The sequence below is a fragment of the Nitratireductor sp. StC3 genome, assembly GCF_003015025.1.
Taxonomy (GTDB): Bacteria; Pseudomonadota; Alphaproteobacteria; order Rhizobiales; family Rhizobiaceae; genus Mangrovimarina; species Mangrovimarina alexandrii.
The window spans coordinates 1-13,249 of record NZ_PYBP01000004.1 but is presented as its reverse complement, the minus strand read 5'-3'; the positions used below and the strand labels follow the sequence as shown (position 1 = coordinate 13,249).

Genomic DNA, 13,249 nt, shown 5'->3' with positions numbered 1-13,249 from the left:
TTTTTGTCATTTGTGGTTGCTTCCCATCTTCGACCCCGGCCCAGCGGTCGGCGACGGTCGTCCGGCGATCCGCGTTGAGGCTGCTCAGCCGAGCGTTGCCAGAACGATGCCATGGAGTTCCGGCGAGGCGCTTGCCACGATGGCGCCGCTGGAGGCCAGGGAGAGCGGCCGGCCCGACCAGTCGGAGATGACGCCGCCGGCCTGCGTCACCACCGGGCACAGGGCGCAGATATCGTATGCGTCGAGGTCGCTGCCGTTCAGGCAGACATCGATCAGGCCGCGCGACAATGCGCCATAGGCCGGTGCGCCGCCGTCAAAGACATTGAGCCGGCCGGTCGAACGCAGCCGTTCGAAGGACCGTCCGGCATCGCCGGCGAAACTGTCGGGATTGGCCAGGCTGATCCTGGCGTCGGCAAGCCCGGTCTGACCGCTGCATCGCACGGTACGGCCATTGAGCTTGGTGCCCTCGTTTTCGGCCGCTGCGTAACGTGCGCCGGAAAGGGGCAGGTCGATGATGCCGATGACGGGCACCCCGTCGCGGCATACGGCAATCAGCGAGGCGAAATTCAGCAACCCGGTAGCGAATTGCCGGGTCCCGTCGATCGGGTCGAGAACCCAGGTAAAGGCGCTGGAACCGGCGTCCGTGCCGTATTCTTCACCGAGAATTCCGTGCGAGGGGAACAGGCGCCGGATCGTTTCGCGCCAGTTGGTCTCGATGGCCAGATCGGCATCGGTCAGCGACGAACCGTCGGATTTGTACCGCGCGGCGGCGTCTTCGAACCAGGCCTTGCGGGCGAGTGTCGACGCGGCGTCGGCCAAAGCCATTGCGGCGGCGAAGATTGTCTTGGATTCGCGCATACCGGTTTCGTAGAGGGGGCCGATGTCGAAACGATTACAACCGCGCAAGCCAACCGGCACCAGAGGAGGCCGGCGCCGGTCTTCGTCGGGGGCGGGATGAAGGCAGACCCTATCGCGACTCGCTGTCGGCCTGGCTTTTGAAGGTCAGATACATCAGCAGCAGGTACACCGCCGGCACGATGCCGAGGATCATGAATTCCAGAAAGCCGGCCGGCGCGCAGTCCAGGCAGGCAAACCGGTAGGCGACATAGACAATCACCGCCACGGTGAGGGCGAGACCGATCCACCAAGGAAGCAATGGGTTGCGCCGTTGTTTCGTGTTGGCCATGGCGAGAACTCCCTTCGGCACCGGCTTCCGACGTGCGGTTATTCCGTCGTGACGCCGTCGAAATGCTCTTCATGCGCCTCGGCTTGCGCCTTGGTCGCGTGCACGGTCCCTTCGCGGTGCTCCGGCGGTCCGTAGACCGTGTAGAGGCGCAGCGGTTGGTTGCCGGTGCATTTGACATTGTGGCGGGCGCCGGCCGGCACGATGAAGGCATAGTCCGCTTTCACCGGGGAGCGATTGCCGTCGATCCAGGCCTCGCCCTCGCCCTGCTCGACGCGGAAGAACTGGTCTCGATCATCATGGACTTCCTCGCCGATGTCGTCGCCCGGCTGAATGGACATCAAAACGAGCTGCAGGTTCTGGCCGGTGTAGAGAACCCGGCGGAAATCCGTGTTTTCCTCGGTCAGCTTTTCGATATCGTCCACAAAGCCACGCATCTCGTCTCTCCTGCTCGTCAATCGTGCCGTATTGCTGCAGGCTGGATAGCAAAACAGCATCCGGCCCGTATTGACCTCCGTCAAGTCGCGGTCTCGCACGCCCGAAATGCGGCGCCAACGCTTCGGACCGGAGTTCACCACGTGCCGAACAACACCAGCTGGAATGCCCAGAGCGCGACGATGGCGAGGACCACGGTGGTTCCAACCGCATCGCCCGAGGCGTTCTCCGTGGCATCCGGTATCAGTTCCGAAAATACCATCCAGATCATGGCGCCGGCCGCGATGCCCAGGCCAATCGGCAGGAAAGGCTCGAACGATTGCACAAACAGGAAGGCCGGTACGGCCATCAACGGCTGCGGCAGGCTGGTGAAAATGCTCCACAGCGATGCCTTCCAGATGGATGTGCCGCGCGGGATCAGCACCAGGCAAATGGCAAGGCCCTCGGGGATGTTGTGGATCGCGATGGCGGTTGTGATGAAGGCGCCGAGTTCGGGCGTGCCGGCGAAGGAGACGCCGACCCCGATCCCTTCGGCAAAGGAGTGCGCCGTCATCACGCCTAGAATGAGAAGTGCCCGTGTCGCGCTCCTGCCGTGCAGGTCGGCGATGTCGGCGGTGTCGCGCCGCCGGAGCAGCCGATTGGCCGCGAGAATGGCGGCAAGACCGAGCAGGATGCCGATAAGAACCCGGTCGAGGGCGATGTCCGCGCCTTCGTCGATCAGATTGTAGCTTGCCCCCAGCATGAGCCCGGCCGCCACCGCATTGGCGATGCTGAGCCGCCATCGGTCGATGCGCTTCACGAACACGAAGGGCAGGGCGCCCAAGCCGGTGGTCACCGCCGTCGTCATGGCCGCAAGGAAAACGAGAACGACATCGGCGTCCATGGTCATCTCTCGATCCGTCTTCCAGCGCGGCGCTCCGGTCGCGCGTGCGGCTCGGTTCCGGAAAACCTGTTGGGCCAGCGACCCCCGGTTGAGACGTCAGCCGTCGAAACCCCGCGAATGGGCGGCATTTGCCGGCCTCAAGCGCTTTCCGCCATCATCTCGCGGCCGATCAGCCAGCGCCTGATCTCGCTGGTGCCGGCGCCGATCTCATAAAGCTTGGCGTCGCGCAACAGCCGGCCGGTCGGATAGTCGTTGATATAGCCGTTGCCGCCGAGGATCTGGATGGCGTCGAGCGCGCATTGCGTCGCTTTTTCGGCCGAAAACAGCACGCAGCCGGCCGAATCCTTGCGTGTCGTCTCGCCCCGGTCGCAGGCCGCCGCCACCGCGTAGACATAGGCCCGGCTGGCGTTGAGCGCGGCGTAGATGTCGGCGAGCTTGGCCTGGACGAGCTGGAACTCGCCGATCTTCTGGCCGAACTGCTTGCGTTCGTGGCAATAGGGCACGGCCACGTCGAGGCAGGCGGCCATGATGCCGACCGGCCCCGCCGCCAGCACCACGCGCTCGTAGTCGAGGCCGGACATCAGCACCTCGACGCCCTTGCCCTCCTCGTGCAGCACGTTTTCGAACGGCACCTCGACATTGTCGAACACCAGTTCGCCGGTGTTGGAACCGCGCATGCCGAGCTTGTCGAGCTTCTGCGCCACCGAGAATCCCTTCATGGTGTTTTCCACGATAAAGGCGGTGATGCCGCGCGAGTGGCGCTCGGGGTCGGTCTTGGCGTAGACCACCATCGTGTCGGCATCCGGGCCGTTGGTGATCCACATCTTGGTGCCGTTCAGCACGTAGCGGTCGTTCTTCTTTTCCGCCCGAAGGCGCATGGAGACGACATCGGAGCCGGCGCCCGATTCCGACATCGCCAGCGCACCGACCTTGTCGCCCGCGCACAGGCCGGGCAGATAGGCCGCCTTCTGCGCGGCCGTGCCCCAGCGCCTGATCTGGTTGACGCACAGATTGGAATGCGCGCCGTAGGAAAGCCCGACCGAGGCCGAGGCGCGCGAAATCTCCTCGATCGCCACCACATGGGCGAGATAGCCCATGCCCGATCCGCCGTGCTCGGGATCGGCGGTGATGCCGAGCAGGCCGAGCGCGCCGAGTTCCGTCCACAGCCCGGCGGGAAATTCGTTGCTGGCGTCGATCTCGGCCGCGATCGGGGCGATCTTGTCGGAGGCGAAGCGGCGCACCATGTCGCGCAGCGCCTCGATTTCCTCACCCAGTCCGAACTGCATCATGTGCGTGTACATCGTTTCCCTCCGCATGCCCGGCCGCTGCGACCAGGCGCATTGTCATGGTGTGGTATGTGTCGGCCACTTCGCGCACCGACAGTCTTTCGTCGGGGCGGAACCAGACGATCACGCCGGTGATCATCTGGAGGATCGCCATCGCCGTCAGCGCCGGATCGTCGACGGTGAACGCCCCCGCAGCCGCGCCGGTGCGCAAAATCCCGCGCAGTTCCTTTTCGTAGGCTGCGCGCAGCCGCAGCACCGCCGTCAGCCGCTCGGGCGAAAGGCTTCTCAGTTCCATGTTGGAGACATGGGTGGCGTGCCGGCGTGCGACGTGAAAGATGATGTGATTGCGCACGAAGGCGGCGAGCCGCGCGGCGCTGTCTGCCGGGCCGGGATCGGCCGTCTTCCAGGCCGCGATCAGGTCTTCCATATGTTCGCGCATCAGCGTGAACAGCAAATCTTCCTTGGTCGGGAAATAGCGGTAGAGGGCGGCGGCCTGGACGCCGACCTCGGCTGCCAGCCGGCGCATGGAAACCGCTTCGTAGCCATGGCGCGCGATCAGGTTGACGGCAGCCTCGCGGATCGCCGCCTCCGTCTTTTCGCCGTCCGAGCCGATCGTGCGCGCCATTGCGTTCCTCCCGGTCGGAATAATAAAACGAACGTTCAATTAATTCAAGGAAGCCGTTGCTGGCCGTGACGGGTCCCCGGCCGCGCCCGCAAGGTTGGGGCGCGCGGCTTTGGGCGCGGTCGCGCATGGTCATCAGGCGGCGGGAGCCAGCCGGTCGGGTGCGACGGGGCTGGCGCCTGCCGGTCGCGGAGGCCGGGTTGGGGCGGACGGCTGGTCCAGAGCCGCGTGAGGCTTGACATTCCCGCTGCCCTACACCAAGTCTCGAACCATGTATTGGACCGAGCTGCCCGTAATGAGCCTTCACAGGGTGTGTCCTATCGCGGGACACTGACCCCGGGCCCGGTCGCGTCGCGCCCCGGCTGCGGGGGCACAGGCAAGTTTCCCCGCGGGGCGGGTCGACGCAAGCCACACAGGCGACACTTCATTCATCAGAACAAACCAGGGTGCCGCGCATCGTTGATGCATCGGCGGCGCCAGATTGACGAGGAAGTCCAGGAATGGCTCCCGAAACCAAGAAAAAGCGCAAGCCGGCAATTGCCATGACCCGGTCCGACCACGAGCGGCTCTCGCGGCTGGCGGAAGGTTTTGCCGAGCGCAATCCCGCCGTCGCCGACCAGCTCTTCGCCGAGCTCGACCGCGCGCGCACCGTGGACGATTCGAAGCTGGCCGCCGACGTGGTGCGCATGGGCTCGCGTCTGCGTTTCACCAGCGATGTCGGCGAGGACCGCACCGTCACGCTGGTGTTTCCCGGCGAAGCCGATATCGCCGAGGGCAAGATCTCCGTGCTGACGCCGATCGGCGTTGCGCTGATCGGCCTGGCGGCCGGTCAGTCGATCGACTGGACCGCGCGCGACGGCCGCACCCATCGCCTTACCGTCGAAAGCGTGGACAATACCGGCGGCGTGGTGTCCGCGTCCGGGCCGGTGCATGAAGCGGGCCGGGCCTCATGAGCGGGGCCAGGCCCTTCTGTCGCCTCACGCTGTTCGGAGGCTGTCTCCTCGCAGGATCGTAGCCCCTGCGCCGCCCGCCAGCGGCCAGGGGATTCTCCATTGTCGTCAAACCGCAACCGCTCCCCGGGCGGAGCGCTGGAGAACTGCGATGTCTGAGCAAAGCTGCATCCTCACCACCAAGGATCATACGATTCTCGAAGTCATGCTCGAGCGCTGCCTGGGTCAGGACGATCCGATGGCGGCGCTGCTGAAAGAAAAGCTCGACGCGGCGCGTGTCGTCTTCGGCGACGACGTTCCCGCCACCGTGGCGACCCTCAACAGCCGGATCACGTTCAGCGTCGACGGCCGCGAGCCGGACACCCGGGTGATCTCGCATGAACGCATGCAATCGCCGGTCGGACTTTTCCTTCCGCTGACCTCGCTGCGCGGGCTGGCGCTGATCGGTCTCAGCGAAGGCCAGCTGTTCCGGTTCGCCGGACAGGACGGCGTTCAAGAAACGATCGTCCTGGAAAGCGTGCTCTATCAGCCCGAGGCCGCGCGGCGCGAGAAGGAAGCGCTGACGCGCATGGCGCCGCCGGTTCAGAAACGGCCGACGCTCACGCTCATCCAGGGCAGCGCCCGGACCGTGTGCCGCCCGGCTTCGCCCGGTCCCGGCGGGTTCGACGATCCCGGCCCCTCCGCCGCCTGAAAGGACCTTCCAGCTTTCGCGGTTTCCGGTCTCCGGCAACGGGCCCGGCCAGGCCGCTTTCCCCAAGGGCGCCGTCCGCCGGGCGGCGCCGTCTTCATCCAAACAACCGGAGAACGAAAATTATGAAAGTGCTGGTCCTCGGCGGAGGCGTCATCGGCGTGACCACCGCCTACTATCTGGCCCGGTCCGGACACGAGGTCGAACTCGTCGAACGCTGTGAGGGGCCGGGCAAGGAGACCAGCTTCGCCAATGCCGGCCAGGTTTCGCCGGGCTACGCCTCGCCCTGGGCGGCTCCGGGCGTGCCGCTGAAGGCGCTGAAATGGCTGCTGATGCGACATGGACCGCTGGTGGTGCGTCCCGGCGTGGATCCGGCCCGCTGGATCTGGCTCTTCAAGATGCTGCGCAACTGCACCGCGGACCGGTATGCGCGCAACAAGGCCCGCATGGTGCCGCTCGCCGAATATAGTCGCGACTGCCTGAAGCAGTTGCGGGCCGAGACCGGTATTGCCTATGACGAGCGCAGCCGCGGCACGCTGCAGCTTTTCCGTACCCAAAAACAGTTCGACGGCATCGCCCGCGATGTCGAGGTGCTGCGCCAGTTCGACGTCGCCTACGAGGCGCTCGACCGCGCGGGCTGCGTGGCGGCCGAACCGGGACTGGCAGGGGCCAAGGCCGATATCGTCGGCGGTCTGCGGCTGCCCGGCGACGAGACCGGCGACTGCCATCTTTTTACCACCCTGCTGGCCGAGGCCGCCGCCGCGCATGGCGTGGCGTTTTCCTACGGCACCGAGGTCCAGGCGCTGGTGAGCGACGGCCGCGGGGTGACGGGCGTGGTTACCTCGCGCGGCTTTCGCGAGGCCGACGCCTATGTCGTGGCGCTCGGCAGCTACAGCCCGGCGCTGATCGGCCCGCTCGGGCTTAAGCTGCCGGTCTATCCGGTCAAGGGCTATTCGCTGACCATGCCGGTGGCTGACGAGGACGCGGCCCCGGTCTCGACCGTGATGGACGAGACCTACAAGACCGCGATCACCCGCCTGGGCACGCGCATTCGCGTCGGCGGCACTGCCGAGATCGCCGGCTTCGACCTCGGCCCGAGGCAGAGCCGCCGGGCCGCGCTCGAGCACTCCTTCAATCACTTGTTTCCCGCAGGCGGGGATACCGCAGCGGCCACGTTCTGGTGTGGGCTGCGTCCGATGACGCCGGACGGCCCGCCCGTGGTCGGGGCCACGCCGGTGAAGCGCCTCTATCTCAACACCGGCCACGGCACGCTCGGCTGGACCATGGCCTGCGGCTCAGCCCGCGTTCTGGCCGATTTGGTCGGCGGCAAGGCGCCGGAGGTCGATGCTGGCGCTTTGAACCTGTCGCGCTACGGCTGATCGGGCTTCCGGTCGCTCAGCCGGCCTGCGCCGCCGCGCGCGCGCCGGGCAGTTCGGCGGCGAAAAGCGCCAGCTCGGCCTCGGGGCCGGTCGAGACGCGGATGCAGCGGTCGAGGCCGGGCGCCATCGGCTTGCGCACGAAGATGCCGGCGCCGAGCAGCGCCGCCATCACCTTGTGCGCATAGGCGCCGTCGCGCCCGCAATCGATGGTGACGAAATTGGTCGCCGAGGGCAGGGCGGCAAGTCCGTTCTCGGCGGCAATCGCCGCGATGCGGTCGCGCGCGGCCGCGACCTCGCCGACGACGCTGTTGAGCCAGGCCCGGTCGGCAAGGGCGGCGAGCGCGGCCGCTTGGGCCATGCGATTGACCCCGAAATGGTTGCGCACCTTGTCGAAGGCGCGGATCTGTTCGCGTTCGCCGATCGCGTAGCCGCAGCGCAGGCCGGCCAGCCCGTAGGCCTTGGAGAAGGTGCGCATGCGCAACACGTTGGGCCGTTCGACGTCGAGCGGCGGCAGGGTGCCGGCGGGCGCGGTCTCGCCGTAGGCCTCGTCGAGCACCAACATGGTGTGTTCCGGCAGCGCTTCGATGAAGCGCATCACCGCCTCCGCGTCCCACCACGTGCCCATCGGATTGTCGGGATTGGCGAGATAGCACAGGCTCGCGTTTTCGCGTCGCACCGCCTCGGCCAGGCCGTCCAGATCCTCGCGGTCGTCGCGATAGGGCACCGTGACGAGCCGCGCGCCGAAGCCGGCGACATGGTAGTTGAAGGTCGGATAGGCGCCGAGCGAGGTCACCACGGTGGCGCCGGGCGCGGCGAACAGGCGCACGACCAGGCCGAGCAGCCCGTCAATGCCCTCGCCGACCGCGATCGTGTCGGGCGCTACGCCGAGCTGTGCCGCGAGCGCCTGTTTGAGGTCGAAATTTTCCGGGTCGCAATAGCGCCAGGCCAAACCGGCCGCCCGCGTCATCGCCTCGATCACGGACGGGGCCGGTCCGAAACCGCTTTCATTGGCGCCGAGACGGGCGCGAAACGGCGCGCCGCGCGCGCGTTCCTGCGTTTCGGGTCCCACGAAGGGCACGGTGGCGGGCAGCGACTGGGCAAGCGGGGTCAGGGCGGGACGGGAGGACATGGGCGCGGGGATCCGGCTAAAGGAGGGAAAGGGCAATATAGCCGGATTGCGACCGGACAGGAACCGCGTCGTCAAGCGGCGGAGCGGCCGCCTGACAAAAACGGCCCGGCGCGAACGCCGGGCCGAAAAGCGATATCTCGCAGGCGCGAGGGTCGGTTAGAAGCCGCGCGTGAACGACAGGAAACCGCCGACCGAGCCGTCGCGGGTGTCGATCTTGTCGTAGGTCACTTCGGTGCGAACCTCGAAATTGTTGATCGGTTCCCACACCATCGACAGTTCGGCGACATACCCGTTCAACCCGGTGCTGACGCTGGAATTGCCGGCATAGAAATCGTTGAAATATTCGAAGCCGACCGAGCCGCCCACCGTCGAGGTGAACTGGTGGTAGTAGGAGGCCAGCGCGGCCCATTCGGCATTGCCCATGCCGCCGGAAATCGCGCCATAGGAGCTGCCGGTGCCGTAGACGTGATCGCCATCGGCGTAATAACCGACCAGACGGATCGAGGAGCCGGTTGTGTTGGGGATGTTGAGCTCAACGCCGATCGACGCGCCGAAACCGTCGAAGGATTCGTCGTAACCGACCCGGCCCCATACGCCGCCCCAGCCCTGCTGGTAGGAGAGCACGCCGACGACGTCGGGCAGGTAGCCCTCGCCGGAAAGCGCGTCGTCTTCCAGCGAGATGACGCCGAACAGGCCGACATCGCCGCCGAAATTATACTGGATCAGGTGGCGCTGCTGGTCGCCGTACCACAAGGCGCCGTCGGAATGCGTGCCGGTGGTGTTGACGCCGGCAACCGTGTCGCCCCAGGCCGATTCGGTGTAGCCCATGCGCAGGCCGCCGAGGCTGATCCAGGCCTGGTCGACGGAGACCGCGCCGTCGCTCGGCACGCCCCAGGTCGACTGCAACCGCAAATAGCTGCGCAGCATGCCCCATTCGGTGTCCTGGCGAGCGTCGATATTGACCCGGGCGCGGGTTTCCTTGTTCCAGCCGTCCGGTGCGTATCCGTTGAAGTTCGGCGTGTCGGTCAGCCCGTCATCGCTGGTCGCGCCGACCCGGTAGCGCACGTAACCCGAGATGCGCAGGCAGGTCTCGGTGCCGGGGATATAAAAGAAACCGGCTCCGAAGGCGTCGCAGACCCGTACATATTCCACCGGCTCCGGCTCGGCGATGACCACCGCGTCGGCTGCCATCGCGGCAGCCGGCGCGAAGGCCAGCGTCGCCGTGGTGCCGACAAGCAACTTCCTGATCTTCATGTCATTCTCCAATGGTGGACGGGGCTTGGGACCCCCGCCCGAAACGCGTTTCATGCGTCCGGCGGCTCAGCGAAGGCGATGAGGTCGTCCGGAACATCGAATCGTAATGTTATAACAAATTATGACTCGATGGCTCAGCAATAAGCAGATTGTTGTGGGGTTGGCCAGAGCGAAATTGCGTCGCAGCCGACCGTTCCGCGCCGATCAGCGGACGCGGGCGCACAATCGCCGAAGCGTGTGACATCTGTGCTACAGAATGGGGAAGGCGGCCGTCACAACCCGCGCGCGATCCGGGCCAGCATCGCGGCCTCGCGCCGGGTGGCGGGATCGTGGCTCGGCTCCGGCCGCGAGGACAGCTTGGCCAGCACCACCCGGCGCTGCGGGTCGATCCACAGCCATTGCTCGTGGATGCCGATCGCGGCCAGGCTGCCATGATCGTCGCCGACCGAATACCAGCACGAGCGGTAGCGCCCCTGTGCGAACAGGTCGACGAAATCGCCGTCCGCCCAGGCGCTCCGGCTGCCGTTTGTACGCAGGTCCGAAATCCAGTCCGCCGGCACAACCTGGCGGCCGTTGGCGACCCCGCCGTCGAGCACGAGCTGGCCGATCCGGGCCAGGTCGCGCGCCGTCATCGCGATGCCGCCGGCGGCCCGCGCCGTTCCGATTCGGTCGACGGTGACAAGGGCCTCGCCCGTGGCCCCGATCGGCCGCCACAGCCTGTCGCGCAAAAGGGCATGATAGCGCTGGCCGGCCGCGCGCTCGACGACCAGGCCGAGCATGTCGGTCACCGGCGAGGCGTAGCGAAAGCGCCGGCCATGGGCTCCGTCGGCGCGCGGCAGCGCGGCAAGCACCTGCGGCAGGGTTTGCGCCGCGTCGGGATCGTGCTCGGGATTCCACAACATGGCGCGGCGATAGCGGTCGAAGGCGCTGTGCCGGTCGAGATAGTTTTCCTCGAAATCCAGACTGACGGTCATGTCGAGCAGGTCGCGCACCCTGGCGTCTGCAAACGCCGAGCCGGGCTCGACGGCGACATGGTCGGTCACCGGCTGGTCGGGATCGAGCAGGCCGTCGCCGACCGCGATCCCGGCGAGCAGGCCGGTGACGGATTTCGAGATCGAAAACACGATATGGGCGCGTGCGGGGTCGCAGTGCGGCGCGTGCCATTCGGCCACCAGCGCCCCGTCGCGCAGCGCCACGAAGGCGTCGCCATGCGAGGCCTCCAGATGGGCCGTGGCACTGATCCTGCCGCCGTCGTCGGTCTCGATCATCAGCGCGTCGAGGAGGCCGGACCCCGGGCCGGGCGCCGGTTTGCCGGCTGGCGCGCTGATCGGCGCGCACGGCACCAGCTCGCCGACATTCTGGAACGCCCAGGTGCTGGCGGGATATGTGCGCCAATTGCCGAGATGGATCCGGTCGCGGGCAGGGGGCTGGGACATGGGGCGCGGTCCGATGGTCGAGTTCGCACCCCATTAGGCGCCGGCGGCCGCCCATGCAAGCCGCGCGTTCCTGCCGCGTTCAGGCCGGTCGTGACGCCGGCGCGGCGAGCGTTTTCGCAGGGATTTTTGGCCGAACGCCCGCGCAGGTGCCTCAACAATCGTTGCAGCGCTCGTGTTCCAGCACCTTGACGCAGGAATCCAGATCGTGCGTGGCGAGATGGGCATAGCGCATCGTCATCTGCAGGGTCTGGTGGCCGAGCCACATCTGCACCCGGCGAATGTCGATGCCGCCGCGCACCAGCCGCGAGGCGCAGGTATGGCGCAGAATATGCGGCACCACGTCCTTGTCGGCACCGAGCCCGACGCTGGCCTTGGCCTCGTTCCAGATCGCCCGGTAGCGCACCTGGGTCAGCGTCGCGAACGGGCCGTTGGCGATCCCGCGCTGGCGCTCGATCGCGTTTTTGGCCCGTCGCGTCAGCGGCACGGTGCGATAGCGGCCGGACTTGGTGACCCAGAAGGTGACGCGGCCAGAATCGATATCGTTCCAGATCAGGCCGAGCGCCTCGCCGAGGCGGCAGCCCGTATCGACCAGAAAGACGGAAAGCCGGTAGGCGTCGCCGCTGCGCGCCTTGATGGCGGCAAACAGCCGTGCCTCTTCCTGTTGTTCCAGGAAGCGGATCCGCCCGGCTCTTTCCTTTTGCCGCCGGAATTCCGGCAGGCTGTGAATCTTACCCATCTTATGCGCCTTGCGCAGCAATTTGCTCAGGGCCGCCATCTTGCGGTTGATGGTGGCGTTGCTGTTGCCGCGCTCGCGCAGGGCTCCGATCAGGTCGTCGAGCATGTCCTGGGAAAATACGCTGAATCGCCGGCCGAGCAAAAGCTCGTTCAATTCCCCGATGAACGCGGCAACATTGGTTTTATGACGCCCATCGTCCCAGATGACATCGCCGAAACGTGCGTAAAGCTCGGCCAGGGAGTTGTTGCTTACGGGGCGAGGCGAGCCATTCCAGGTAAGCGAATATTTTGCGGTGCAATCGGTGGATATGCTATCAAAAGTTGTATTCGCCGATATGCCAGCGACGCACCTACTCACATCAATCCCTCCTGCGAGCGAAAAATTAGAAAGTTCTAAATAGTTCTCGCGGTGGGGAATTTGCAATGGCGCTTCTCTTTTTGCTGTGGAGTGTCCGGCTCTCACCGGGTTCCAGCCTAGGGCGCGTGACTCGCGATTTTCCTTGGGTTGCCTTTCGAACTCCTTCGCCTTTGCCAGGTCGGCCTTGTCCGTGGAAGAAAAATGGCCCGGCAATTTGCCGGGCCATCTGTTTGATATTGATCAGAAGTAGCGCGTGAAACGCAGATAGCCCGAAACCGTGCCATCCGGGTTGAACCCGCCGATGCTACCAACGTCGTCGTAGTGGATCTCGGTGCGGACTTCGAAGTCCGAAACCGGGAACCAGACCAGCGAGAACTCGGCACCCCAAGCGTCGACGCCGGTCTTCACGTCGGTACCGGCCAAATAGAGGTCGTTAAACCACTGGAAGGCCACCGATGCGCCCAACGTCGAGGAGAACTGGTGGTTGTAGGAAGCCAGGATCGACCATTCCGAACCACCGAACAATCCACCAGCATAGAGCGACACGCCCGGGATGAACGGCGGCAAGCCGGTAATGCCGGCTGCGACGTTGATCGTCGGAGCGCCCACGTTGAAAGCATGCGAGCCATCGGCATACGACGCCATCAAGCGAAGCGAAGAGCCCGGCATGTTCGGGATGTTGATCTGCGCGCCAAGCTGAGCGCCGAAGCCGCCGCTATTGACAGTTCCGGTTAGCGCGTTGAGCGTTCCGGTCGAACCGTCGAAACTCTCATCGTAGGCGACTTTGGCCCAGACAGCGCCCCAGCCCTGCGAGATGCCGATCTTGGCGACGACGTCGGGCATGTAGCCTTCACCCGACAGCGCATCGTCTTCGAGCGAGATCGCGGCGAAGAAGCCGTTGCCGCCGTCGA

The 13,249-nt window shown here is 66.0% G+C and carries 14 protein-coding genes; 3 read left to right on the top strand and 11 right to left on the bottom strand.

The window, feature by feature from the left end; translation table 11 throughout:
• Window positions 1-84: 84 nt before the first annotated feature.
• The 6 genes from C7T96_RS09460 to C7T96_RS09435 form a co-directional block, all read right to left on the bottom strand.
• Entirely contained in the window at window positions 85-858 is a 774-nt protein-coding gene (locus C7T96_RS09460) for an inositol monophosphatase family protein (RefSeq protein WP_106570990.1), read from the bottom strand.
• 109 nt (window positions 859-967) lie between these two features.
• Window positions 968-1,186 (bottom strand): hypothetical protein, encoded by a 219-nt coding sequence (locus C7T96_RS09455; protein ID WP_106570989.1) that lies wholly within the window; start codon window positions 1,184-1,186, stop codon window positions 968-970.
• A 38-nt stretch (window positions 1,187-1,224) separates the two neighbouring features.
• On the bottom strand, window positions 1,225-1,620 hold the full coding sequence (locus tag C7T96_RS09450; RefSeq protein ID WP_106570988.1) for a cupin domain-containing protein: 396 nt from the start codon (window positions 1,618-1,620) through the stop codon (window positions 1,225-1,227).
• Between the two features lie 134 nt (window positions 1,621-1,754).
• Window positions 1,755-2,507, bottom strand: coding sequence for a ZIP family metal transporter (locus tag C7T96_RS09445; RefSeq protein ID WP_106570987.1), 753 nt, complete (start codon window positions 2,505-2,507; stop codon window positions 1,755-1,757).
• 131 nt (window positions 2,508-2,638) lie between these two features.
• On the bottom strand, window positions 2,639-3,802 hold the full coding sequence (locus C7T96_RS09440; RefSeq protein ID WP_106570986.1) for an isovaleryl-CoA dehydrogenase: 1,164 nt from the start codon (window positions 3,800-3,802) through the stop codon (window positions 2,639-2,641).
• The gene (locus tag C7T96_RS09435; RefSeq protein ID WP_106571407.1) at window positions 3,768-4,412 is read right to left on the bottom strand and encodes a TetR/AcrR family transcriptional regulator; all 645 of its coding nucleotides are present in this window, start codon (window positions 4,410-4,412) and stop codon (window positions 3,768-3,770) included. Before C7T96_RS09435 ends, C7T96_RS09440 begins: the two co-directional genes overlap by 35 nt.
• Window positions 4,413-4,909: 497 nt before the next feature.
• Between C7T96_RS09435 and rnk the strand changes: the two genes are divergently transcribed.
• The 3 genes from rnk (at window position 4,910) to C7T96_RS09420 (ending at window position 7,426) form a co-directional block, all read left to right on the top strand.
• On the top strand, window positions 4,910-5,362 hold the full coding sequence (gene rnk, locus C7T96_RS09430) for a nucleoside diphosphate kinase regulator (protein ID WP_106570985.1): 453 nt from the start codon (window positions 4,910-4,912) through the stop codon (window positions 5,360-5,362).
• A 148-nt stretch (window positions 5,363-5,510) separates the two neighbouring features.
• A complete protein-coding gene (locus C7T96_RS09425; protein WP_106570984.1) occupies window positions 5,511-6,050 on the top strand; it encodes a nucleoside-diphosphate kinase in 540 nt (179 codons plus the stop codon).
• A 122-nt stretch (window positions 6,051-6,172) separates the two neighbouring features.
• Complete coding sequence (locus C7T96_RS09420; RefSeq protein WP_106570983.1) at window positions 6,173-7,426, top strand: D-amino acid dehydrogenase; 1,254 nt, start codon at window positions 6,173-6,175, stop codon at window positions 7,424-7,426.
• Between the two features lie 16 nt (window positions 7,427-7,442).
• Here C7T96_RS09420 and C7T96_RS09415 read toward each other — a convergent pair whose 3' ends face one another.
• From C7T96_RS09415 to C7T96_RS09395, 5 genes are all read right to left on the bottom strand, one after another.
• Complete coding sequence (locus tag C7T96_RS09415; RefSeq protein WP_106570982.1) at window positions 7,443-8,555, bottom strand: pyridoxal phosphate-dependent aminotransferase; 1,113 nt, start codon at window positions 8,553-8,555, stop codon at window positions 7,443-7,445.
• A 156-nt stretch (window positions 8,556-8,711) separates the two neighbouring features.
• Window positions 8,712-9,809: a porin gene (locus tag C7T96_RS09410; RefSeq protein WP_158264331.1), complete on the bottom strand. Its 1,098-nt coding sequence runs from the start codon at window positions 9,807-9,809 to the stop codon at window positions 8,712-8,714.
• 272 nt (window positions 9,810-10,081) lie between these two features.
• On the bottom strand, window positions 10,082-11,245 hold the full coding sequence (locus C7T96_RS09405; RefSeq protein ID WP_106570980.1) for a serine hydrolase: 1,164 nt from the start codon (window positions 11,243-11,245) through the stop codon (window positions 10,082-10,084).
• Window positions 11,246-11,396: 151 nt separating this feature from the next.
• Window positions 11,397-12,290: a site-specific integrase gene (locus C7T96_RS09400; protein ID WP_348627234.1), complete on the bottom strand. Its 894-nt coding sequence runs from the start codon at window positions 12,288-12,290 to the stop codon at window positions 11,397-11,399.
• A 288-nt stretch (window positions 12,291-12,578) separates the two neighbouring features.
• On the bottom strand, window positions 12,579-13,249 hold a 671-nt coding region (locus C7T96_RS09395), incomplete at its 5' end, for a porin (RefSeq protein WP_146149157.1).